Below are 19,312 nucleotides of genomic sequence, written 5' to 3'. Positions count from 1 at the left end.
TCGGCGCCCATAGTCTCAGCGGCGTCAACAACAGTATTTCCCACCGCAATCTGAAGGGATGTGCATCATGGCCCGTCTAGGAATGGATGTCGACGCAGTCGAGGGCATTGCGAAGCAGCTCCAGTCGCTCGCCGACCAGATCAGCAGCTTGGAGTCGCAGATCAATGGAAAGGTGCAGCAGCTGCCGGGAATCTGGGACGGCCGGGACGCGCAGACGTTTGTCACGCAGTGGTGGCCGCAGCACCAGAAGGCCTTGAAGTCGGCCGCCGAGGCGGTCAAGGGCCTGGGCCAGTCGGCCCTGAACAACGCCAGCCAGCAGCGCGAGGTCTCCAGCCACTAACCACTCGAGGTCGCGGTTCGGGCTGCGCAGAGGGCAGCCCGACCGCGACCAGTGGCCCCGCAACGAGAAGGAGGATCCGATGGCACGTCTGGGGATGGATGTCGACGCGGTCGAGCGGATCGGCAACGGCCTGCAGTCGGACGCCGATCAGCTGGCGTCGCTGACGTCGAAGATCGACGCGACCGTCCGCCGGCTGGTCGGCGCCTGGCACGGGCGGGACGCGAGCGACTTCGTCGAGAGCTCCTGGCCGCAGCATCGCGCCTCGCTCGGGCAGGTTCGTGCGCAGATCGCAGGGCTCGGACAAGCGGCCTTGAACAATGCGACCGAGCAGCGCGGGGCGAGCGGGGAGACCTCCGGTGGCGGCGCCGTGAGTCGTCAGCCCGGCGAGACCGATAACGGCTCCTGGTGGCTGAACCGCGCGGGCCAGGTGCATGGTGGCACCGAGTTGATCTTTGGTTTAGGGGCAGAGTATGAAATGCCTCCGGTGTTCGGCAAGCTCGGCAAGTTCTTGGGTGGGGTGGGGATCGCGACAGCCACCGTCGACGGTGCGCAGGCGTATCTGGAGGGCGACTGGGGTCGGCTCGGGGGTGCTGGCGTCGACCTAGGCTTGGCGGCGGCAGGGCTCGTGGCGGCGCCGCAGGTGGCGGTGGGGTTTGCTGCCTTTGGCGTCGCCAAGGCCGTGATCGACGCGTCCATCCCGTACAGCGCCCAGTCGCAGGACCAGCTGCTTGACTACCAGGCGAAGCGGATGTTCGGCACGACGGATCTGAGCCCGTCGCAGGCGAACCAGTTGGCGGAGCACTACTCGGGTCCGCTGGGGCCCGTCAACATGATCAGCGACAAGGTGAACGAGTCCACCGATGAGGCCGTCGAGATGGTCGGCGGCGTGGTTCGCAACGGGACCGAAGGCATCACCTCGATCTGGAACTGGGCGACGGGACACTGAGATGGCTGGGCAAGTAGTGGTACCCCAGACTTTCCTAACCACGCTGTTGAACGGGACGGCGGCAGGTGACCAATGCCTCGAGCGCCTCGGCGTCGACGTGCCAGAGGTCGCCCAGGACTTCCGCGCGGCTCTTGAGCAGTTGGTGCAGCCAGACCCTTCCGGAATCGCAGACGTTCTTGCCGCCGCCCGCGACGTCGTCGGACGAGCCGATCGGTGTGTCCAGCTGTCGGTTGGATCTGGCGACCTGCGAGCGGCCCTCATCTTCAGCCGTGGCGACGACCAGGCCGACGAGTCGGCGGTCCTGGCGTTCGGGATCGACGGGCTGCACATCGCCGTCGTGGGTCCCGCGGAGCTCAAGGATCTGCTCGCCGAGTGGATCGGGTCGCCGGACGCCAGCGATCTTCGCGCCTCCCTGTGGGTCGACGGCGCGGCCCGCTCCGCAGTCAGCGTCAGCTCCGCAGCGGCAGGCGCCTAGGTGACTGGCACCGGCCGAGCGGAGGGCGGTTCGTGCTGATCGTTCGAGTGAATGGGACGGAGCGCCGGCTCCGACCTGGAGACAGTCTCTCGATCGGTCGCGCGCCGACCTGTGATGTACGCATCGCCGATCCGCTCGTATCCCGCGTTCACGTCCGCATCGCGCAGGAAGCCGGCGCCTGGGTCGTCCGCGATGTGGCCAGTGCCAATGGCGTGCACGTCAACGGCCACCGGCTGGACGCATTCAGCGTGGACCAGTCGATGGTCATCGTGCTCGGACCTCCCGAAACGGGAGTCCGGGTAGAGCTTGTGCTCGAGACGGTGGCCGACCTCGACCGTTCATTCCTGCCTCCCATAGCCAGTTTTCCGGCGCCGATCGGCTCGGGTGCCGTACCGATCTCGTCCATCCCGGGGATAGGCCCGGTCTTGTCCGAGCGCCCAGAGGGCATCGGTTTGCGCGACCGGGACGACGCCGCGCAGATCGATGGTCGACGAGGCGTGCAGCGCCAACCGGCCGCGTGAACGCGGCCTGCGCGCGGAGCGTGCGGCGCGACAGGCTGGAATAGTTCCGCGTGCATCCCATCAGCACGAAGAGCACCACGAGTCGCAGGCTCCGCGCGGACGGGAGTGAGGGGGCCGAACCGCACCATCGCGCTGGTGACGGATGGTGCCCGTGTGACAGGCAGTTCGCGAGCGGGGTGTCCTGCGCGCGGCTGGGTCCGTACGGCGCGGGCCGGTGGACCGTCCGCGCGGAGCGCGTGACGCGAGTGGCCTGAGTTGCCGAACGAGACGTCCCAGCAACCCCAGCAGCACCACCCGTCACGTGCTCCGCGCGGACGGCGGACCTGCGCGTCGCGTGCGGGACCACGCGCGTCGCTGGGGTTCACCGCTGCGGTCGCGGCCGGTGCGGAAGGGCGCCCTTCCGCGCGGAGCGCGTGACTCGAGTGGCCTGAGTTGCCCAAAGAGACGTCCCAGCAACCCCAGCAGCACCACCCGTCCCGTGCTCCGCGCGGACGGTCGACCTGCGCGACGCCTGCGGGACGGGTGGTGCTGGTGTGACCAGCTCCTTACGGCGCCGGCGCCGCCGCCGGCGACGTAGCCTGCGCCGTCGTCGCAATCGCCGGGGCCTGCGCGAACGGCGCTGGCGGCACGCGCGGCGTGGATCCTTCGATCGGCTCCGGCAGCGCGAAGCCGGGGGTGATCGCCAGTTCCGACGCAGGGCGGCCCGAGAGCGGGTAGACGTTCCAGCGCGTGCGCCCGTCCGTGTCGAGGCTCGGGGTGAACATCCAGGGGTCCGCGACGCCCGGCAGCGACCAGCTGTCGACCCCGTTGTCGTAGGTCGTCCGGACCGGGCGGCCGCGGTCGTCGAAGATCTGGACCTGGCTGAGCGGCTCGCCCGCCGCGTCGTAGACGAACAGGTTGCTCACCTGCATCCCGTCGACGAACACGCCGTTCTCCGGCGGCGTCGAGGTGGCTGGACCCTGGATGTAGACCGGGTAGGCGCCCGTCGATGCGAGCCGGTGGTGCACCGCGGTGTCGAACGCCGCGAGCATCGGGAGCGCCAGCACGACCGCCGCGACGTTGACGCCCGCGAGCCCCCGCCGCGTCCACCGCCGGCGCCGCCCGATCCCTCTGCCGACCTGCACGGACGCAAGGACCAGGAGACCGAGCAGCAGCCAGGTCGCCGTCGTCCGCGGCACGAACGGCTGGTCGACCTGGATGAGCGAGGCCGATCCGGTCAGCAGCGCGGCGAACAGCACCCACGCGCGCAGCACCCACCACAGCGGGCGCAGGCTTGCCGCGAAGCCGACCAGCGCGCGCCCCGTCGGCGACGTCCGCAGCGGCTGCGTCGCGGCGGCCGCCCAGCGTGCGGCCCGGCCGCGCAGCCCGGCCGCGCCGTCGAGCAGCGGCCGACGACGCGGCCGGGCCTGGGCGGGCTCGACCCCCGCGGCGGAGCGCAGCTCGGCGGCGTACGCCGCGGCGGGGCCGAACCGCTGGGTGAGGTCGATGATCGCGTCGCGCCCGGCGCCGGTGTCGGACGGGCGGCCGATCGGGATCTCGCCCGTCGCGACCGGCCCGCGCGGGTCCTCGAGTGCCTCCGCGAGGTCAGCCTCGAGCCCGTCGGTGAGGTCGTCGACCTGCTCGGGCGACAGGTCCGCGAGGTGTGCTCGGACTGCGGCGGCGTAGGCGCTGACGTGGTCCATCAGGACGGGGGCGGTCATCGTGCGACTCCTTCGGGCGCGAGCAGGGCGGTGAGGGTGGAGGCGAACTGCTGCCAGTCTTTCCGCTGGGTGTCGAGCATTGCCCGACCCTGCGCGTTGATCCCGTAGTACTTGCGGTGCGGGCCCTCGTCGGACGGCACGACGTAGCTCGTCAGCGCGCCGGAGGAGTACAGCCGGCGCAGCGTGCCGTACACCGAGGCGTCCCCGACCTCGTCGAGGCCCGCGGCCCGCAGCCGGCGGACGACGTCGTAGCCGTAGCCGTCCTCGTTCGCGACGACGGCGAGCACGGCCACGTCCAGCACGCCCTTGAGGAGCTGCGTCGTGTCCATCGGGCCTCCCTCGATCGGTCTGCGGCCAGCCGGCGGCGGCCGGGGCTTGGTGCGGGACGCCGGCCGCATCCGACCGGCTCCCGCGCTGCGCACGCTACCGCATGATGCGCACTACTGGCTAGAGCGTTTTACCGGCGGGCGCGACGCGGTGCGCCGCAGGTTGGAACCTCCCGTCAGTGCGCCGGGTCGCGCGCCCGGGGTGTACGTTCAGCCGTGAAGTTCGGATGACCGAACTTTTCGGCGTGAGCGAGGGGTGTCAGCGTGGCGGAGCGGGCCGAGTCGACCACGGGCGCGGCCGGAGTCACCGGCCCGGACGCACGCGCGGACGAGAGCGACCTCGGCGCGACCACCATCCACGGCGCGCGCGGCCGGCGGATCCTGCCGCTGCTCGGGCCGGCGTTCGTCGCCGCGATCGCGTACGTCGACCCCGGCAACGTCGCGGCGAACATCACCGCCGGCTCGCGGTACGGCTTCCTCCTGGTGTGGGTGCTCGTGATGGCCAACACCATGGCCGTCGTCGTGCAGTACCAGTCCGCGAAGCTGGGCCTGGTGACCGGGCGCACCCTGCCGGAGCTCGTGGGGGAGCGGCTGCGCCGGCCGGCGCGGATCGCGTTCTGGGGCCAGGCCGAGGTCGTCGCGGCGTCCACCGACCTCGCGGAGATCATCGGCGGGGCGATCGCCCTCAACCTGCTCTTCGGCACGCCCCTGCTGCTCGGCGGCGCGATCGTCGGGACCGTGTCGATGCTGATGCTCGCGGTGCAGAACCGCTTCGGCCAGCGGCCGTTCGAGTCGGTGATCATCGGGCTGCTGGCCATCATTGCGATCGGGTTCGTCGCCGGCGTCGTCGTGAACCCGCCGGCTCCGGGCGACGTCGCGGCGGGGCTCGTGCCGCGGTTCGCCGGGCCGGACAGCGTGCTGCTCGCGACGAGCATGCTCGGGGCGACGGTCATGCCGCACGCGATCTACGTGCACTCGGCGCTCGTGCGCGACCGGTTCAGCGCCGAGCGCGCCCGGCGCGGCTCCGGGAAGGCGCGGCTGCTGCGCGCGACCCGGCTCGACGTCGTCGGCGCCCTCGCGGTCGCGGGTGTCGTCAACATCGCGATGCTCGTGCTCGCCGCCGAGAGCCTGCGCGGGGTGCCCGGGACGGACACGATCGAGGGGGCCCACGCCGCCGTCGTTGACTCGCTCGGGCCGACCATCGGGCTCGTGTTCGCGATCGGGCTGCTCGCGTCGGGCCTGGCCTCGACGTCCGTGGGCTGCTACGCGGGCGCGACCATCATGCAGGGCCTGCTGCACCGTCAGGTGCCGCTGCTGCTGCGCCGGCTCATCACGATGATCCCCACCCTCGTGCTGCTCGGGCTCGGGGTGGACCCGACGTGGGCGCTCGTGATCAGCCAAGTCGTGCTCAGCTTCGGCATCCCGTTCGCGCTCGTGCCGCTGCTGCGCCTGACGAGCGACCGCGCGCTGATGGGGGCCGACGCCAACCGCGCGCCGATGCGCTGGGGCATGACGGCGATCGTCGTGGTCGTCGCGTCGCTCAACCTCGTGCTGATCGGCCTGACGGTCGCCGGGATCTGACCGGCACCCGCACCGGTCAACCGGCGCGGATCAGGCGCCCGGGGTCGCGAGCGAGGCTTCGATGAGCTCGAGGATCTCGGGCGCGTCCGGCACCGTGGTCGGCCGGAACCGGTGCACCTCGCCTGCGGGGGTGACCAGGAACTTCTCGAAGTTCCACAGGACGCGGCCCGCCTTGCCGTTCGCGTCGCGCGCCTTCTTGAGCTCGGCGTAGAGCGGGTGCTGCGAGCGGCCGTTGACCTTGACCTTCTCGAACATCGGGAAGGTCACGCCGTACGTGAGCGAGCAGAACTCCTTGATGGCGTCCTCGCTACCGAGCTCCTGCAGGAACTGGTTGCTCGGGAATCCCAGCACCGTGAAGCCGCGGTCGCCGTACGTCTTCTGCAGCTCCTCGAGCGTCGCGTACTGCGGCGCGAGGCCGCACCGGGAGGCGACGTTGACGATCAGCTTCACCTGGCCGGCGTAGGCCGCGAGGCTCGTGTCCTGCCCGTCGATCGTGCGCAGGGGGATGTCGTCGAGCCCGGGCTCGCTGGCTGCTGTGCTGTTGTCGGTCACGACCAGCAATAACGTCGCACTCAGCGCGAATAGTCCCGCGCCAGCCGCCGAGCTAGAGGCCGTTCGTCTCGTCGACGACGCGGGAGAGGTCGCCGACGTCCGCCCAGTTCACCGCGAGGAAGGAGGGCGGCCGCCCGCGCACCGCGACGCACTCGCGCACGCGGGCGGTCAGCACGTCGTACGCGTTCGCCGCCTGCGCGTCCGTGTACAGCCGCGTGAACCCGCTCAGCCAATGGTTGACGAGCAGCAGCGGCGCGTCGGCCGGGCCGCGGTTGGGCGCGCAGTCGAACGCCGCGGTCGACTCGTAGGCGTACGGCGTGTCCTGCGCGTACTCGAAGCCCGGGAGCAGCCCCGGGAACTCGGCGCCGCCGGCGCGGTTCTCCATCAGCACGACGAGGCGCTCGCCGCTGTCGAGCATCGCGCCGAGCGTCGGCCACGGCGAGCCCGCGCTGGCGGGCACGTAGACCGCGGCTGCGAGCCCGGCGTCGGCCAGGGCGGCGGCCGTGTCCGCCGGGGTGACGACGTCCTGGATGAACAGCGTCACCACCTCCCTCGGGTGGCGCTGCATCCAGTCGGCGACGTCGCGCAGCGCCGGCACCAGCTCCGTCGCGCCGAGCTCGCAGAACGAGTGGCACAGGTACGGCGCGGCGGGGCCGGTCGGCTGGCCGCCGGTCGCCTGCACCCGGGCCACGATCCGCTCTGCCGACGCCGCGACGTCGGGCCCGAACGCGTCGCGCGCCCGGGCGGCGGCGTCGGCGAACTGCGAAGGGTCGGTGCTGACGGCGCCGCCGGTGAGCGGGATGCCGTACCAGGTGTCGATGAGCAGGACGCGGACGCCGAGGTCGAGCTGCCCGGCCAGGCCCGTCGGCTGCTCCGCGAGGTAGAAGCCCTCGTCGAGCGCCGACATCGCGTTGTGAGCCCCGGCGAACGCGACCTCGTCGTAGCGTCGGTCGCAGAGCTTGGCGTGCCCGTTGCAGCCGACCGGCGCGGGCGTCGCCGCCGCGTCGGGGCCTGCGGCGGGCGGCCCGGCGGGGCGCGCGCCGAGGGCGAGCAGCGCGCCGACGACGGCGGCCGCCGTGAGCAGCAGCGCGACCGGGACGACGGACCGCGGCCGGGCCCGGGCGACGGCCCGGGCCAGCGTGCGCACCGCGTAGAGCACCGCCGCGACGCCGGCGAGGGTCGCGAGCGTCCGCACCGCCAACTCGGGCCAGCCGATCAGCGCGATCCCGACCGCGCCGGCGCCCACCCCGCGCGCCGCGGCGCCGCGCGGCGACCGCGGCCGCCACGACGGCCAGCCGGCGCCGGCGATCGTGGTCGCGGCGGCGAGCAGCCCCCCGAGCAGCAGCGTCAGGGCGGCGGCTCGCACGAGCTGGCCGCCGACGCCGGCCCACAGTGCCGCGGCGGTCGCCCCGCCGAGCGTCGCCGGGTCCGCCCGGGCGGACCAGATCGAGGTCGCGACCGCCGCCCCGAGCAGCAGTGCGCCGCCGACGAGAACGGCGATCGCCGCGTCGAGCAGGCCGCGCCGCCGGCTCGGGTGCAGCGCCGCGCCGAGCACGAGCGCGACGCCGGCCGCGAGCGGGAGCAGCCACGCGAGCGTGCCAGCGGCCCGGGCGAACCCGAGCCCGACGTCGAGCGCGCCGCCCTGCCCGCCGATGGACGCCAGGGTGACCGGCAGGTCGGCCGGGATGGCCGCCGCGGCCTCGGGCGAGATCGTGCGCAGTGCCGTCGTCACGACGGCGCCGGCGTCGGCCAGGCGCAGCGCGACCTGCGCGGAGCCGGGGGTCGTCAGGGCGGCGTGCGCCTGCCGGGCGGCGAGCTTGAACAGCGGCGCCGCGGCGTCGCTCGCGACGACGCGAGCGGAGAGGTCGGCGACTAGCGGGCGCACGGCGACCAGGTTCGGGCGACGCTCGATGGCGGCGTCGGCCACCCGCTCGCCGGCGGCCTGGGCGACCGCCGGGTCCTGGCGCAGGCTCTCGACGTTCGCGACGAACGCGGCTTCGTCGAGCACCTGCCGGTTGATCAGGCCCGCGACCCCGGCCAGCGCGACGAGCACCGCGGCGAGTGCGAGCAGCGCGGCGGCGGCCCGACGGCGCGCGTGGGCGTGCAGCGGGGCCGGAGCGGGCACGCCGCCCTAGACCAGGACCTTGGCCTTGAGCGCCTCGAACTCCGCCGGGCTCAAGGCCCCGGCGTCGAGCAGGGCCTTGGCCTTGGCGAGCTGGTCGACCGGCGACGCGGTGGCGCCGGAGACCTCCCGGATGTACGACTCCTGCGCGGTGCGGATGGCGTCGAGCTCGCGTGACTTGCGCTCGGCCATCCCGTCGCCGTGCGAGATCAGGTAGACGATCGCGGTGAGGAACGGCAGGAAGATCAGCGCGACGACCCAGAGTGCCTTGGCCAAGCCGCCCATCCCGTTGTCCCGGAAGATGTCGGCGACGATCGAGAGCATCACCATGAGGTAGGCGACGAACGCGAACGAGATGACGATGAACCAGACGACATCGAGGAAGGACATGACGGGCCTTTCGCCAGCGGCCGCATGCGGGTGCGCCGGAACGGATGTCCGGCCCGCGCGGCCCGTCTCGCGAGCCTGGCACACGCGCGACATTGGCCGCTAGGGCTCGCGCCCGTCAGGCGAGCAGCTTCTCGAAGCAGAGCGAGAACGGGATCGCCGTGACGTACGGCTCGTAGATCGGGATCGGCGTGTAGCCGATGCGCTCGTAGAGCACGACCGCCTCCGGCTGCCGGTCGCCGGTCTGCAGGATGAGGCGGCGGGCGCCGCCCGCGCGGGCGATCGCCTCGAGCTCCGCCATCAGGGCTCGGCCGAGGCCGAGGCCGCGCCGATCTGCGGCGACGACGACGCGCTTGACCTCCCACTCGCCGTCCAGGTCGCGGAGCGCGGCGTGCGCGATCGGCGTGCCGTCCGGGTCGCTGGCGAGCACGGTCGCACGGATGTCGCGCGGATCGACCGTCAGGACCCGGTCGACGGCGGCGATCTCCTCGGCGCTCGCGCCCGCCATCCTCGGCGCGTAGCGGGTCTCGATCTCGACGTCCATGGCCGAGCGCAGCGCGACGGCACGCGGGTCGTCCCAGGTCGTTCGTTCGAGGCGCGGCGCGGGGTTGGCGGGCCTGGCCGGGACGGCGGGGTTGGCGGGCGTGGTGGACTCGGACATCGGGCTCCTCGGGAAGCGGCACGGCGGACCACGACGCCGGAGTCGCCCCATCCGCGGGCGGATGGGGCGACGACTCGGCGGTCTCAGGCTATGCCGTCGTCGGCGGCCGCGCGGGCCTCACATGCCCGAGTCCGTGGCGGGCGCCGCCCCGGCCCCCTGCGGCTGGCCGATCTGGGTGGCGGACGGCGCGGCGCCGGCGCCGTGGATCTCGATCTTGCGGGGCTTGGCCTCCTCGGCGACGGGGATGCTCAACGTGAGCACGCCATCGGCGTAGGTCGCGTTCATCTTCTCGAGCGCGAGGCCGCGGCTGACCGTCAGCTGGCGCGCGTACGTGCCGCTCGGACGCTCCTGGGCCAGCCACTGGACGTCCTGCTCGTTGACGACGCTTCGCTGGGCCCGAACGGTGAGCGTCCGATCCTCGACGTTGACGTCGATGCTGCCGGGGTCGGCCCCGGGCAGGTCGATCTGGAGCACGTAGTGGTCGCCGGACCGGTACAGGTCCATCGGCATCGTCACGGCGGCCTTCGCGGAACCGAACACCTGCCCCATCAGGCGGTCCATCTCCTGGAATGGGTCGAATCGGGTAGCCACTCTCCTCACCTCCTGTGTGCGGGCTCCGGCCGGTCCGGAGCCTGTTGTGCTCCCGGTCCGGCAGGCACCGTCCCGGGTGGCTACCTCTCCTTTTTAGCACTCTCGCGACGCGAGTGCCAGTGGTTTTTCGCTGTCGTGGGACCCGTGCGGGCGGGTGAATCCCGGCCGGCCCGGGCGGGCCCGGGCTGCCCCGTATGTGACGATCATCCGGTGACTGAACTCGAGCGGCCGGACCCGGCGCAGCCGCCGGCCAGCGCCCAGGCCGGCGTGACCCCTGCCGGCGCCGAGGGTGCGCCGCGTGCGCGCCGGCGACGGCGCGGGCGTTGGGTCCTCGGCGCGTTCACCGTGCTGCTCGTGCTCGTGCTTGCCGCCGCCTGGTTGGCCTATCGCGGGGTGCAGGCCGCGGTCGCGCTGCGCGGCGCCGAGTCGACGATCGGCCAGATGCAGGACGACCTGGCCGGGTCGGACACGGCGGCGGTCGTGGGCCGCCTGCCGGGACTGGAGGACGATGCGGCGACGGCGCACGCCGCCACGGCCGATCCGGTCTGGCGCGCCGCGAGCTACCTGCCGGTCGTCGGCGCGAACTTCGGGGCCGTCGCGACGGTCTCGGCCGCGCTCGACGACATCGTGCTCGCCACGGGACCGGTCGTCGATCAGCTCGCGGGCGTCGCGAACCTGCAGTCCCTGCGCGCGGCGGACGGGCGGCTCGACCTCGCCCCGCTCGCCGCGGCGGCTCCGGCGCTCGCGGGCGCCGCGACGGTCGCCACCGGCGCCGCCGAGTCCGTCGCGGCGATCGACACCGGCGACCTCGTCGAGCAGCTCGCCGGCCCCGTGGGCCAGGTCCAGGAGCGGCTCACCGGCGTGAGCGGCCAGCTCGTCGGCGCCGCGCGGGCGACCGCGCTGCTGCCGCCGATGCTCGGCGCCGACGCCCCCCGGACCTACCTCCTGCTGTCCCTCAACAGCGCCGAGCTGCGCAGCGCCGGCGGCATCGTCGGCGCCGTCGCCGAGCTCCGCGTCGACGGCGGCGCGATCACGCTCGTCGGGCAGCGCTCGACGGTCGACTTCCCCGAGCTCGCCGAGCCGGTGCTGCCGCTGACCGCGGACGAGGTCGCGGTGCACACGGACCGCCTCGGCCGGTTCGTGCAGAACACCTCCGCCACCCCGGACTTCCCCCGCACGGCGGCGCTCGTGACGCAGTTCTGGCGAACCACCGGCGGCGGGGAGGTCGACGGCGTGATCGCGACGGACCCGGTCGTGGCGGCCGGGCTGCTCGCGGCGACCGGCCCGGTCGTCGAGCCGGGCGGCCGCGCGCTCGATGCCGGCAACGTGCTCGCCGAGCTGCTGCAGGCCTCCTACCTGCGGTACCCGGATCCGCTCGACGCGGACACCTTCTACACCGGCGTCGCCGCGGCGATCGTCGACGCGGTCGGCTCGGGTCAGGGCGACGCGGCCACGCTCGTGCGCGAGCTCGTGCGCGCGGGCGGCGAGCACCGGATCCGGATCTGGTCGGCGCACCCCGAGGAGCAGTCGTCGCTCGTCGAGACCGCGGTCGGGGGCGGCTTCCTGTCCGGCGGGGCCGACGACGCCGCCGGCATCTTCCTCGACGACCAGACCGGCGGGAAGCTCGGCTACTACCTGACGACGACGGCGACCGTCGAGGATGTGCAGTGCGCGGCGGCGTCGACGGCGGCGACGATCCGGCTCGACCTCGCCTACGCACCTCCGGCGGACATCGCCTCCTACCCGAGCTACGTCACCGGCTACAGCGGCACGGACCTGGCCCGCGGGTCGATCGCGACCAACCTGACGGCCTACGCGCCCGTCGGCGGGACGCTCGGCTCGATCCGGGTGGCTGACGGGGTCATCGGCGGGCGGCTCGTGAGCGAGGGCGGCCGGCAGGTCCAGGTCCTGACCTCGCGTCTTGCGCCGGGGGAGAGCGTGACCTACCGCTTCGAGGTGCGCACGGCGGCCGCGGCCGCCACCGTGCCGGTGTGGCTGACGCCCACGCTGACCAGCGGCGGTGCGCTGACCGCCACGTGCGGATGACAATGTTCACCCGCTTGCTGGTGGTTCCGCGCGTGACCTATGCGTATTCTCTTCTTACGTTATGTCTGGTTTGAGTCGTAAGTCCAACAAGGAGCCCACCATGCGACACCTCGGCCGAACGCTGGCGGCTCTGCTGCTCGGCGCACTCTCCATTTTCGTGGCCGGGTTGCCTGCCTCTGCTGCGACCACCGAGTGCCAGCAGCCGACCCCCGGCTACGCGGGCAGCGGCGTCTGCGCGGTCACGGTGACCCAGGCCAAGGCGGCGTGCCTGAACAACGTCATCACGCTGACCTACGCGGTCACCACCGAGCCGGACGACGCCGCGACCGTCGACCTGACGTGGGTCAACCCGGCCGGACCCACGGCCAGCGTGACGGGTCGGCCGCTCTCCGGCAGCGTCGCGTGGCCGTCGTCGGTCCCGAAGGTCGCCATGGACATCCAGGTCGCCGCCGGCGGCGCGACCGCCACCGTCCGGGTCGACCCGACCGCGGCGAGCGCGACGTGCAACGCGAGCGGCGTGCTCAACGTGTCGGACCCGACCTCCTCGAACCGCGTGCTCTCGGCCACAGGCGCCGAGGTCCTTCCGTTCGCCGTCACCGGCGGCGGCCTGCTCCTGGTCGGGATCGCGCTGCTCGTGGTCCGGGCCGCCCGCCTGCGCGCCGCGGGCGAGGGTTCCGAGCAGTAGCTCCCACCCCCACCGCACGCGCCGCGAGCGCCGGAGTCCCTCGGGACGCCGGCGCTCGCGGCATGTCCAGCCGCCTGTCGAGTGTGGGCGATCTGCTCGCTAGGGCGCTCGTGTGGGCGATCTGCTGGTCTGCCCGGCTCGGGACCCGCAGATTGTCCACACCCGAGCGGCTGGGAGCCGATTGCCCACACCCGCGCGGCTGGAGTCGAACGCCCGGACTCGCTCCGGCTAGGCGCCGGTGCGGTGCACGCTGCGCAGGCCGAGGGCGACCGCGCCGGCGCCGACGGCGAGCAGCACGGGGACGAGCACGAACGCGTCGTGCGTGCCGAACTGGTCGGCGAGGGCGCCGAGCAGGAACGGGGCGATGCCGATCGCGATGCCGGAGCCCAGCGTCGCGCGGGCCTGGGCCCGGTCGGGGCGGCCGCGGGAGGCCCGGAGCACGAGCGCGATCGACAGCGGGTACTGCGCGCCGTACCCGAACCCGGCGATGACGAGCCCGGCGAGGGCGAGCGTCGGCGTCGTCGCCGCCCACAGGATCCACCAGCCGGCCGCGGCGACGGCGAACGCCACGAGCAGCAGCTTCTCGGGGGCTTTGCGCAGCGAGAGCGGGCCGACGATGAAGCGTGCGGCCGACATGCCGGCGATGAGGCCGGCGAGCGCGCCCGTGGCGATCCCGGGCCCCGCCCCGGTGCGGGTCACGAGCAGGTCGGCGGCCCAGAACGTGGTCGCGTTCTCGACCGCGACGGCGGCGATCAGGGCCCACCAGAAGTAGCGGAACGCGGGCGAGAATCCCGGCGCTGTGCGCGTGCCGGCGGCCGCCGCCGTGGGACCGGCAACCGCCTCCGACGCATCGACCTCCGCGGCCGCCTCGTCCGGCGCGCGCGAGGTGCCGAGCGCGCCGCGCGCCGGCAGCGACCCGACGAGCCAGGCGGCGAGCGCGCTGAGCGCGATCGTGACCGCGACGGCGGGGCGCCAGCCCCAGCCGACCGCGACGCTCGCGCCCACCGCGAGCGGCGCGAGGAGCCCGAAGGCCGACCCCACCCCGTTCGCCTCGGTCATCGCGGCCGCCGACGCCTCGCCGTGGTGCACCGCGAGCGCGGGCTGCGCGGCCGACAGCACGAGCGTGCCGCCGATCGCCGTGACGAGGGCGCCCGGCAGGGACCAGGCGAGCGTGCCGCCCGAGACCAGCATGACGACCCCGGCCGCGAGCACCCCGCTCGCCGCGAGCAGCACGCCCCGGCGGCCGAGCCGGTCCACGAGGCGAGCGCTCACGAGCGCCGACAGGACCGTGCCGATCGCCATCGCCGTGCCGTGCAGCCCGGCCTGCGCCTTGGTGATCCCCTGCTCCGCCGTGATCAGCGGCACGCTCGGGGTGAAGCTGTAGAGGAACCAGCCCCACATCACGAAGTTCGAGTACAGCGCGATCGTGAGCCGGTCGCGGCTCAGGCGCAGGGGCACGAGCCCCGTCGGGGGGACGCCGGTCTCAGCCAAGGCGATCGACGACGTGGTCGATGCAGGCCGTGAGCGCCTGCACGTCGGCGGGGTCGACCGCGGGGAACATCGCGACCCGGAGCTGGTTGCGCCCGAGCTTGCGGTACGGCTCGACGTCGACGACGCCGTTGGCGCGCAGCACGGCCGCGACGCGCGCGGCGTCGACGGCGGTCGCGAGGTCGATCGTGCCCACGACGGTCGAGCGCGCCGCCGGGTCGAGCACGAAGGGGTTCGCCCAGTCGCGCTCCTGCGCCCAGGTGTACAGGTGCTCGGACGACGCCGCCGTGCGCGCCGCGGCCCAGGGCAGCCCGCCGTTCGCCAGCAGCCAGGTCAGCTGCTCGGCGAGCAGCACGAGCGTCGCGATCGCGGGCGTGTTCAGCGTCTGGTTCTGGCGCGAGTTGGTGATCGCCGCGCGCAGGGACAGGGACTGCGGCACCCAGCGGCCGCTCGACTCGAGCTCGGCCGAGCGCTCGATGGCCTCGGGCGACAGCAGCGCGAGCCACAAGCCGCCGTCGGACGCGAAGCTCTTCTGCGGCGCGAAGTAGTAGGCGTCGGTCTGCGCGACGTCGACGGGCATGCCGCCCGCGGCGGACGTCGCGTCCACGACCATCAAGGCGTCCTGCGCGCGGGAGCCCGGCACGCGCCGCACGGGCGCCATGACGCCCGTGCTCGTCTCGTTCTGCGGCCACGCATAGACGTCGGTGCCGTCCTCGAACTCCGGCAGCGCGAGGCCGCCCGGCTCGGCGGAGCGCAGGGTCGGCTCGGCCAGGAACGGGGCCCGCGACGTCGCCGCCGCGAACTTCGCGCCGAACTCGCCGAACCCGGCGTGCTGGGCGCGGTCGCGGATCAGGCACAGCGTCGCAACGTCCCAGAACATCGTCGAGCCGCCGTTGCCGAGCACGACCTCGTAGCCGTCGGGCAGCGTGAACAGCGTCGCGAGGTCGGCGCGGATGCGCCCGACGAGCTGGCGGACGGGCAGCTGGCGGTGCGAGGTGCCCAGGAGAGACCCGCCCACGGCCGCGAGCGCGGCGACCTGCTCGGGCCGCACCTTGCTCGGGCCGGAGCCGAACCGGCCGTCCGCGGGCAGCAGCCCGGCGGGGATCACGATCTCGGGAACCGCGACGAGCGGTGTGGGCTTGATGGACTTGGGCACCGCGCGAGCCTAACGCTGCGGCGCGGGACGCCCCGCGCCGTCGGCCGACACCAACTAGCCTGTCAGCAGCGCGCGAGGACGACCTGGAGGCTGCAGCCGTGAGCGACCTGATCGACACGACCGAGATGTACCTGAAGACCGTGTACGAACTGACCGAGGAAGGGATCGTGCCGCTCCGCGCCCGGATCGCCGAGCGGCTGGGCCACTCCGGCCCGACCGTGTCGCAGACCGTGGCGCGGATGGAGCGCGACGGTCTCGTCGTCGTCAGCGGCGATCGGCACCTCGAGCTCACCGAGGCGGGGCAGCTCAAGGCGATGCGAGTCATGCGCAAGCACCGCCTCGCGGAGCGGCTGCTCACCGACGTGATCGGCCTGGACTGGGAGTTCGTCCATGACGAGGCGTGCCGCTGGGAGCACGTGATGAGCGACCGCGTCGAGCGGCGCCTGCTCAACCTGCTCGACCACCCGCACCACTCGCCCTACGGCAACCCGATCCCCGGCCTCGACGAGCTGGGCGAGACCCGGCCGCAGGAGGCCTTCCTCACCGGGGTCGTGCCGCTGGCCACGGTCGCGCCGAGCAACGGCGAGCAGCGCCGTGCGGTCGTCGCGCGCCTCGGGGAGCCGCTGCAGATCGACCCCGAGCTGCTCGTTCGGCTCGCCGGCGCGGGGGTGACGCCGGGCGCCCAGGTCGTGATCGAGCGGGTCCCGGGCGGGCTCGCGATCGGCCGGGAGGGCGCTGACCTGGTCCTGGATCTGCCGGACGACATCGTGCGCCACATCTTCGTCGTCGCGACCTGAGAACGCCCCGCCGCGACGGGGCAACGGCGATCGGGTGAATCCCGACATCGGCCGTGACCGGAACGTGACAATCGCGGGAGCCGTCGGGTACGGTCAACCTGCTCCTCGGGAAAATCTGGCCCCTGGAGACCTCGCGCGGAACGCTGAATCCTGCCGCCGCAAGAGGTTCCGTACGAGCTCGCCGGCAGGGGCGGGGGACCCACGTTTGCGGTCACCGGTGACGGTGACCTTGGGGTTAAGCCGGGCGGTCGTCGGATCCGACGCCCAACCGGCCGGGTGTATCTCCCATCCGAACCCGACAGCTGACCCCGTAGGCGTTTTGGAGAGGCAACACGTGACCGTGAGCATTGCTCGGCATCGTTCAGCGCGCCGACCCGTCACCCCGTTCAATGATCTGGCCCTCGCGGCCACCGGCTCGATCGCCGTGGTGGGCCGTCGGTCCGCCGTCGTCGCCGCAGCCGCCGGACTGGTCGTGTCGACCTTCGGCGCCCCTGCGAGTGCCGCTCCCGCGACCTCCCACGCGTCGGCCGCGCTGCCGTCTGTCGACACCTCGGGCCTGACCGCGTCGGCCCGCGCCGTCCTCGCGACCGCGCCCGTCGTCACCGTCGCCGCCGACGCGACCTGGGGCTTCGACGTACCGGCCGTGACCGCGGTCGCCGACCCGCCGCCGCCGCCCGTCGTCAAGCCGGTCGCCGCGTCCCGCTCGGCCGCGCGCACGGCCATCCCCGCGACGGCCGACACCGAGGCCGCAGCCGAGGTCGAGGTCGTCGCCTCCTCCGACGTCCCGCAGTCGGTCGCTGGCAACGCCGTCCTCGAGGTCGCCGCGCGCTACGTCGGCGTGCCCTACCGCTCGGGCGGCACGACCCCCGACGGCTTCGACTGCTCCGGCTTCACGTCCTACGTGTACGCGCAGCTCGGCATCACGCTCCCGCGGACCTCGGGCGGCCAGCGCGACGCCGGCACCGTCGTCTCGCGCGCCGACGCCCAGCCCGGCGATCTGATCTACAGCCCCGGCCACATCGCCATCTACGCCGGCGGCAACTCGCAGGTAGACTCGCCCAAGCCGGGCGGATCGGTCCAGTTCCGGGCGATCTGGCAGAGCGACCCGACGTTCATCCGGGTCGGCTGACCAGCTCGAACCCGCAGTTCACGTAGTTGACAGCCCCGGTGCGCGCCCAGCGCACCGGGGCTGTCGACGTATGCGCTGGACCGGGCGGTTAGGCTTAGCGCGCTCGTACCTCCCCTACGCGGGGCCCGGTCAGCCAGACGGGTCCACAACCGGTCCTGGAGATCACCGTGCTGATGCCCGCGGCGCCACCCCAACGGACGCTGCTGCTCAACGCGAGCCTCGAACCCCTGTGCGTGGTCACCGTGCACCGCGCGGTGGTCCTCGCGCTCTCCGGCAAGGCGACCGTGCTGGAGACCGACGGCCGCGTGCTGCGCTCCGAGCGCGCCGCGGTCCCCGTGCCGCTCGTCATGTGCCTCGTGCGGTACGTGCACGTGCCGCACCGCCGGACCGTGCCGCCCACGCGGCGCACCGTGCTCCAGCGGGACGAGCATCGCTGTGCGTACTGCGGCTCGCTCGCGGACACCGTCGACCACGTGCAGCCACGCTCGCGCGGCGGCCGGCACGAATGGGGCAACGTCGTCGCCGCCTGCGCGCGGTGCAACCATCGCAAGGCGGACCGGCTGCTCAGCGAGCTCGGCTGGGAGCTGCCGTTCACGCCGGGGGTGCCGCGAGGGGCCGCGGCGCTGCTGGTCACGACCACCCGGACTGACCCGTCCTGGTCGGCGTACCTCGTCGCCTGACGCGCCACGCCCAGGCCCGGCCAGGTGCAAGGTAGGCACTTGTACAGGTAAAGACATGGTCGGTTATCCGGTCGCGGTCGGGTAGGTTCGAAGGACCGGGGACCCGCGTGGATCCCCCGACAGCAGGAGGTAAGCGATGGCTCGCGACGACGTGGTGCTGGTCGGGGTCGACGGTTCGGCCGCGAGCCTGCACGCCCTGGACTGGGCGGCGGCCGAGGCGATCACGCTCGGGTACTCCCTCCAGCTCGTCTGCTCTTACGCCCTTCCCTCGTTCACGGCCGCCTCGCTCGACGGCGGGTACGCCGCGCTCGACGACACCGCGATCCAAGAGGGTGCGCGCGCGGTGCTCGCCGAGGCGCGGGCCCGCGCCGACGTGCTGGGGGTGCGGGCGACGGCGTCCGTGGCGACCGGCGACGCCGCGGGGGTGCTCGTCGAGATGTCCCGCAAGGCCCGGCTGGCCGTCGTCGGCACGCGCGGACGCGGCGGGTTCGCCGACCGGCTGCTCGGCACGGTCTCGTCCGCGCTGCCGGCGCACGCGTTCTGCCCGACAGTCGTGGTCCCGATGCGCGCCCAGACCGGCGAGGGCGACCTCGAGGTGACCCCGTCGCGGCCGGTGCGCCGGATCGTCGTCGGCGTCGACGGCTCACCGGCGTCGGACGTCGCGCTGCGCCGGGCCATCCGCGAGGCGAAGGCCTGGGGCGCCGAGCTGACGGCCGTCGCGGGCGTCCCGCTCGGCTCCGGCGGGAGCGCGCTCGCGTGGCTGCCAGCCGCCGTCGATCACGAGGCCGTGCTGGCCGACGTCGCCGAGGGCCTGGCCGTCGTCGTCGAGCGCGCGCTGGTGGACCACCCGGGGGTCGAGGTCAAGCGGCACGTGCTCGACGGCACGGGCGCCGCGCTGCTGACCGAGTTCTCGACGGCGACGGACCTCGTCGTGGTCGGGTCCCGGGGGCGCGGCGGGTTCGCCGGGCTGCTCATGGGCTCGACGAGCCAGGCGGTGCTGCACCACGCGGCCTGCCCGGTCATGGTCGTGACCTCGCGCAGCGAGGACGGCCCGACGGAGCACCAGGGCCGGGTCACCGGGATCGGCGACCTATACCCGACCTGACGGGGCCGGTCAGCGCCGGGCCGG

At 73.5% G+C, this 19,312-nt stretch carries 21 protein-coding genes and 1 riboswitch; of the genes, 11 read left to right on the top strand and 10 right to left on the bottom strand.

Annotation, left to right across the window (positions count from 1 at the left end; all coding sequences use genetic code 11):
* Positions 1-67 precede the first annotated feature (67 nt).
* Together J4E96_RS17085 and J4E96_RS17080 are read left to right on the top strand one after the other, a co-directional pair.
* Positions 68-340, top strand: a complete 273-nt coding sequence (locus J4E96_RS17085; protein ID WP_227423247.1) for a WXG100 family type VII secretion target — start codon at positions 68-70, stop codon at positions 338-340.
* A 79-nt stretch (positions 341-419) separates the two neighbouring features.
* Positions 420-1,286, top strand: coding sequence for a hypothetical protein (locus J4E96_RS17080; RefSeq protein WP_227423246.1), 867 nt, complete (start codon positions 420-422; stop codon positions 1,284-1,286).
* Between the two features lie 34 nt (positions 1,287-1,320).
* Here J4E96_RS17080 and J4E96_RS17075 read toward each other — a convergent pair whose 3' ends face one another.
* The gene (locus tag J4E96_RS17075; RefSeq protein ID WP_227423245.1) at positions 1,321-1,614 is read right to left on the bottom strand and encodes a hypothetical protein; all 294 of its coding nucleotides are present in this window, start codon (positions 1,612-1,614) and stop codon (positions 1,321-1,323) included.
* A 9-nt stretch (positions 1,615-1,623) separates the two neighbouring features.
* On the opposite strand from J4E96_RS17075, the gene J4E96_RS17070 reads away from it, so the two are divergent.
* Both J4E96_RS17070 and J4E96_RS17065 read left to right on the top strand, forming a co-directional pair.
* On the top strand, positions 1,624-1,761 hold the full coding sequence (locus J4E96_RS17070) for a hypothetical protein (protein WP_227423244.1): 138 nt from the start codon (positions 1,624-1,626) through the stop codon (positions 1,759-1,761).
* Between the two features lie 32 nt (positions 1,762-1,793).
* Positions 1,794-2,282 carry an FHA domain-containing protein gene (locus J4E96_RS17065; RefSeq protein WP_227423243.1) on the top strand — a complete coding sequence of 163 codons (489 nt, stop codon included), beginning with the start codon at positions 1,794-1,796 and terminating at the stop codon, positions 2,280-2,282.
* A 545-nt stretch (positions 2,283-2,827) separates the two neighbouring features.
* On the opposite strand, the gene J4E96_RS17060 is transcribed toward J4E96_RS17065, so the two are convergent.
* Complete coding sequence (locus tag J4E96_RS17060; RefSeq protein ID WP_227423242.1) at positions 2,828-3,982, bottom strand: hypothetical protein; 1,155 nt, start codon at positions 3,980-3,982, stop codon at positions 2,828-2,830.
* Positions 3,979-4,311, bottom strand: a complete 333-nt coding sequence (locus J4E96_RS17055) for a PadR family transcriptional regulator (protein ID WP_227423241.1) — start codon at positions 4,309-4,311, stop codon at positions 3,979-3,981. Before J4E96_RS17055 ends, J4E96_RS17060 begins: the two co-directional genes overlap by 4 nt.
* A gap of 351 nt (positions 4,312-4,662) precedes the next feature.
* Between J4E96_RS17055 and J4E96_RS17050 the strand changes: the two genes are divergently transcribed.
* Positions 4,663-5,889 (top strand): Nramp family divalent metal transporter, encoded by a 1,227-nt coding sequence (locus J4E96_RS17050; protein ID WP_227425814.1) that lies wholly within the window; start codon positions 4,663-4,665, stop codon positions 5,887-5,889.
* 30 nt (positions 5,890-5,919) lie between these two features.
* Here the strand turns inward: J4E96_RS17050 and J4E96_RS17045 are convergent, their stop codons facing one another.
* The 5 genes from J4E96_RS17045 to J4E96_RS17025 all read right to left on the bottom strand — a co-directional run bounded on the left by J4E96_RS17045 (position 5,920) and on the right by J4E96_RS17025 (position 10,202).
* On the bottom strand, positions 5,920-6,441 hold the full coding sequence (locus J4E96_RS17045; RefSeq protein WP_319637699.1) for a glutathione peroxidase: 522 nt from the start codon (positions 6,439-6,441) through the stop codon (positions 5,920-5,922).
* Between the two features lie 52 nt (positions 6,442-6,493).
* Positions 6,494-8,566, bottom strand: coding sequence for a PI-PLC domain-containing protein (locus tag J4E96_RS17040; protein ID WP_227423240.1), 2,073 nt, complete (start codon positions 8,564-8,566; stop codon positions 6,494-6,496).
* Positions 8,567-8,572: 6 nt separating this feature from the next.
* Positions 8,573-8,953 (bottom strand): SHOCT domain-containing protein, encoded by a 381-nt coding sequence (locus tag J4E96_RS17035; RefSeq protein WP_227423239.1) that lies wholly within the window; start codon positions 8,951-8,953, stop codon positions 8,573-8,575.
* A gap of 115 nt (positions 8,954-9,068) precedes the next feature.
* The gene (locus J4E96_RS17030; protein WP_227423238.1) at positions 9,069-9,611 is read right to left on the bottom strand and encodes a GNAT family N-acetyltransferase; all 543 of its coding nucleotides are present in this window, start codon (positions 9,609-9,611) and stop codon (positions 9,069-9,071) included.
* 117 nt (positions 9,612-9,728) lie between these two features.
* Positions 9,729-10,202 carry an Hsp20/alpha crystallin family protein gene (locus tag J4E96_RS17025; protein WP_227423237.1) on the bottom strand — a complete coding sequence of 158 codons (474 nt, stop codon included), beginning with the start codon at positions 10,200-10,202 and terminating at the stop codon, positions 9,729-9,731.
* Positions 10,203-10,412: 210 nt separating this feature from the next.
* On the opposite strand from J4E96_RS17025, the gene J4E96_RS17020 reads away from it, so the two are divergent.
* Both J4E96_RS17020 and J4E96_RS17015 read left to right on the top strand, forming a co-directional pair.
* Complete coding sequence (locus tag J4E96_RS17020) at positions 10,413-12,248, top strand: DUF4012 domain-containing protein (protein WP_227423236.1); 1,836 nt, start codon at positions 10,413-10,415, stop codon at positions 12,246-12,248.
* A gap of 100 nt (positions 12,249-12,348) precedes the next feature.
* Entirely contained in the window at positions 12,349-12,933 is a 585-nt protein-coding gene (locus tag J4E96_RS17015; RefSeq protein WP_227423235.1) for a hypothetical protein, read from the top strand.
* Positions 12,934-13,161: 228 nt separating this feature from the next.
* Here the strand turns inward: J4E96_RS17015 and J4E96_RS17010 are convergent, their stop codons facing one another.
* Both J4E96_RS17010 and serC read right to left on the bottom strand, forming a co-directional pair.
* On the bottom strand, positions 13,162-14,424 hold the full coding sequence (locus tag J4E96_RS17010; RefSeq protein ID WP_227423234.1) for an MFS transporter: 1,263 nt from the start codon (positions 14,422-14,424) through the stop codon (positions 13,162-13,164).
* Positions 14,417-15,577: a phosphoserine transaminase gene (gene serC / locus J4E96_RS17005; protein WP_227423233.1), complete on the bottom strand. Its 1,161-nt coding sequence runs from the start codon at positions 15,575-15,577 to the stop codon at positions 14,417-14,419. The genes J4E96_RS17010 and serC overlap by 8 nt, the downstream gene beginning before the upstream one ends.
* 98 nt (positions 15,578-15,675) lie before the next feature.
* On the opposite strand from serC, the gene J4E96_RS17000 reads away from it, so the two are divergent.
* The 4 genes from J4E96_RS17000 (at position 15,676) to J4E96_RS16985 (ending at position 19,288) form a co-directional block, all read left to right on the top strand.
* Complete coding sequence (locus J4E96_RS17000) at positions 15,676-16,374, top strand: metal-dependent transcriptional regulator (protein WP_227423232.1); 699 nt, start codon at positions 15,676-15,678, stop codon at positions 16,372-16,374.
* A 131-nt stretch (positions 16,375-16,505) separates the two neighbouring features.
* Positions 16,506-16,706, top strand: a riboswitch (cyclic di-AMP (ydaO/yuaA leader).
* Positions 16,707-16,714: 8 nt separating this feature from the next.
* Positions 16,715-17,503: a C40 family peptidase gene (locus J4E96_RS16995; protein ID WP_406620469.1), complete on the top strand. Its 789-nt coding sequence runs from the start codon at positions 16,715-16,717 to the stop codon at positions 17,501-17,503.
* A 173-nt stretch (positions 17,504-17,676) separates the two neighbouring features.
* Positions 17,677-18,183 carry an HNH endonuclease gene (locus J4E96_RS16990; RefSeq protein ID WP_227425812.1) on the top strand — a complete coding sequence of 169 codons (507 nt, stop codon included), beginning with the start codon at positions 17,677-17,679 and terminating at the stop codon, positions 18,181-18,183.
* Between the two features lie 136 nt (positions 18,184-18,319).
* Complete coding sequence (locus tag J4E96_RS16985) at positions 18,320-19,288, top strand: universal stress protein (RefSeq protein ID WP_227423230.1); 969 nt, start codon at positions 18,320-18,322, stop codon at positions 19,286-19,288.
* Positions 19,289-19,312: the final 24 nt, after the last annotated feature.

The sequence above is a fragment of the Pengzhenrongella sicca genome (assembly GCF_017569225.1).
In the GTDB taxonomy this organism is placed as follows: Bacteria; Actinomycetota; Actinomycetes; order Actinomycetales; family Cellulomonadaceae; genus Pengzhenrongella; species Pengzhenrongella sicca.
This window is presented reverse-complemented; position numbering and strand designations above follow the sequence as displayed.

Coding starts and splice junctions, on each gene's coding strand:
- J4E96_RS17085 (WP_227423247.1), top strand. CDS start 68: ATGGCCCGTCTAGGAATGGATGTCGACGCAGTCGAGGGCATTGCGAAG.
- J4E96_RS17080 (WP_227423246.1), top strand. CDS start 420: ATGGCACGTCTGGGGATGGATGTCGACGCGGTCGAGCGGATCGGCAAC.
- J4E96_RS17060 (WP_227423242.1), bottom strand. CDS start 3,982: ATGACCGCCCCCGTCCTGATGGACCACGTCAGCGCCTACGCCGCCGCA.
- J4E96_RS17055 (WP_227423241.1), bottom strand. CDS start 4,311: ATGGACACGACGCAGCTCCTCAAGGGCGTGCTGGACGTGGCCGTGCTC.
- J4E96_RS17035 (WP_227423239.1), bottom strand. CDS start 8,953: ATGTCCTTCCTCGATGTCGTCTGGTTCATCGTCATCTCGTTCGCGTTC.
- J4E96_RS17030 (WP_227423238.1), bottom strand. CDS start 9,611: ATGTCCGAGTCCACCACGCCCGCCAACCCCGCCGTCCCGGCCAGGCCC.
- J4E96_RS17015 (WP_227423235.1), top strand. CDS start 12,349: ATGCGACACCTCGGCCGAACGCTGGCGGCTCTGCTGCTCGGCGCACTC.
- J4E96_RS16990 (WP_227425812.1), top strand. CDS start 17,677: ATGCCCGCGGCGCCACCCCAACGGACGCTGCTGCTCAACGCGAGCCTC.
- J4E96_RS16985 (WP_227423230.1), top strand. CDS start 18,320: ATGGCTCGCGACGACGTGGTGCTGGTCGGGGTCGACGGTTCGGCCGCG.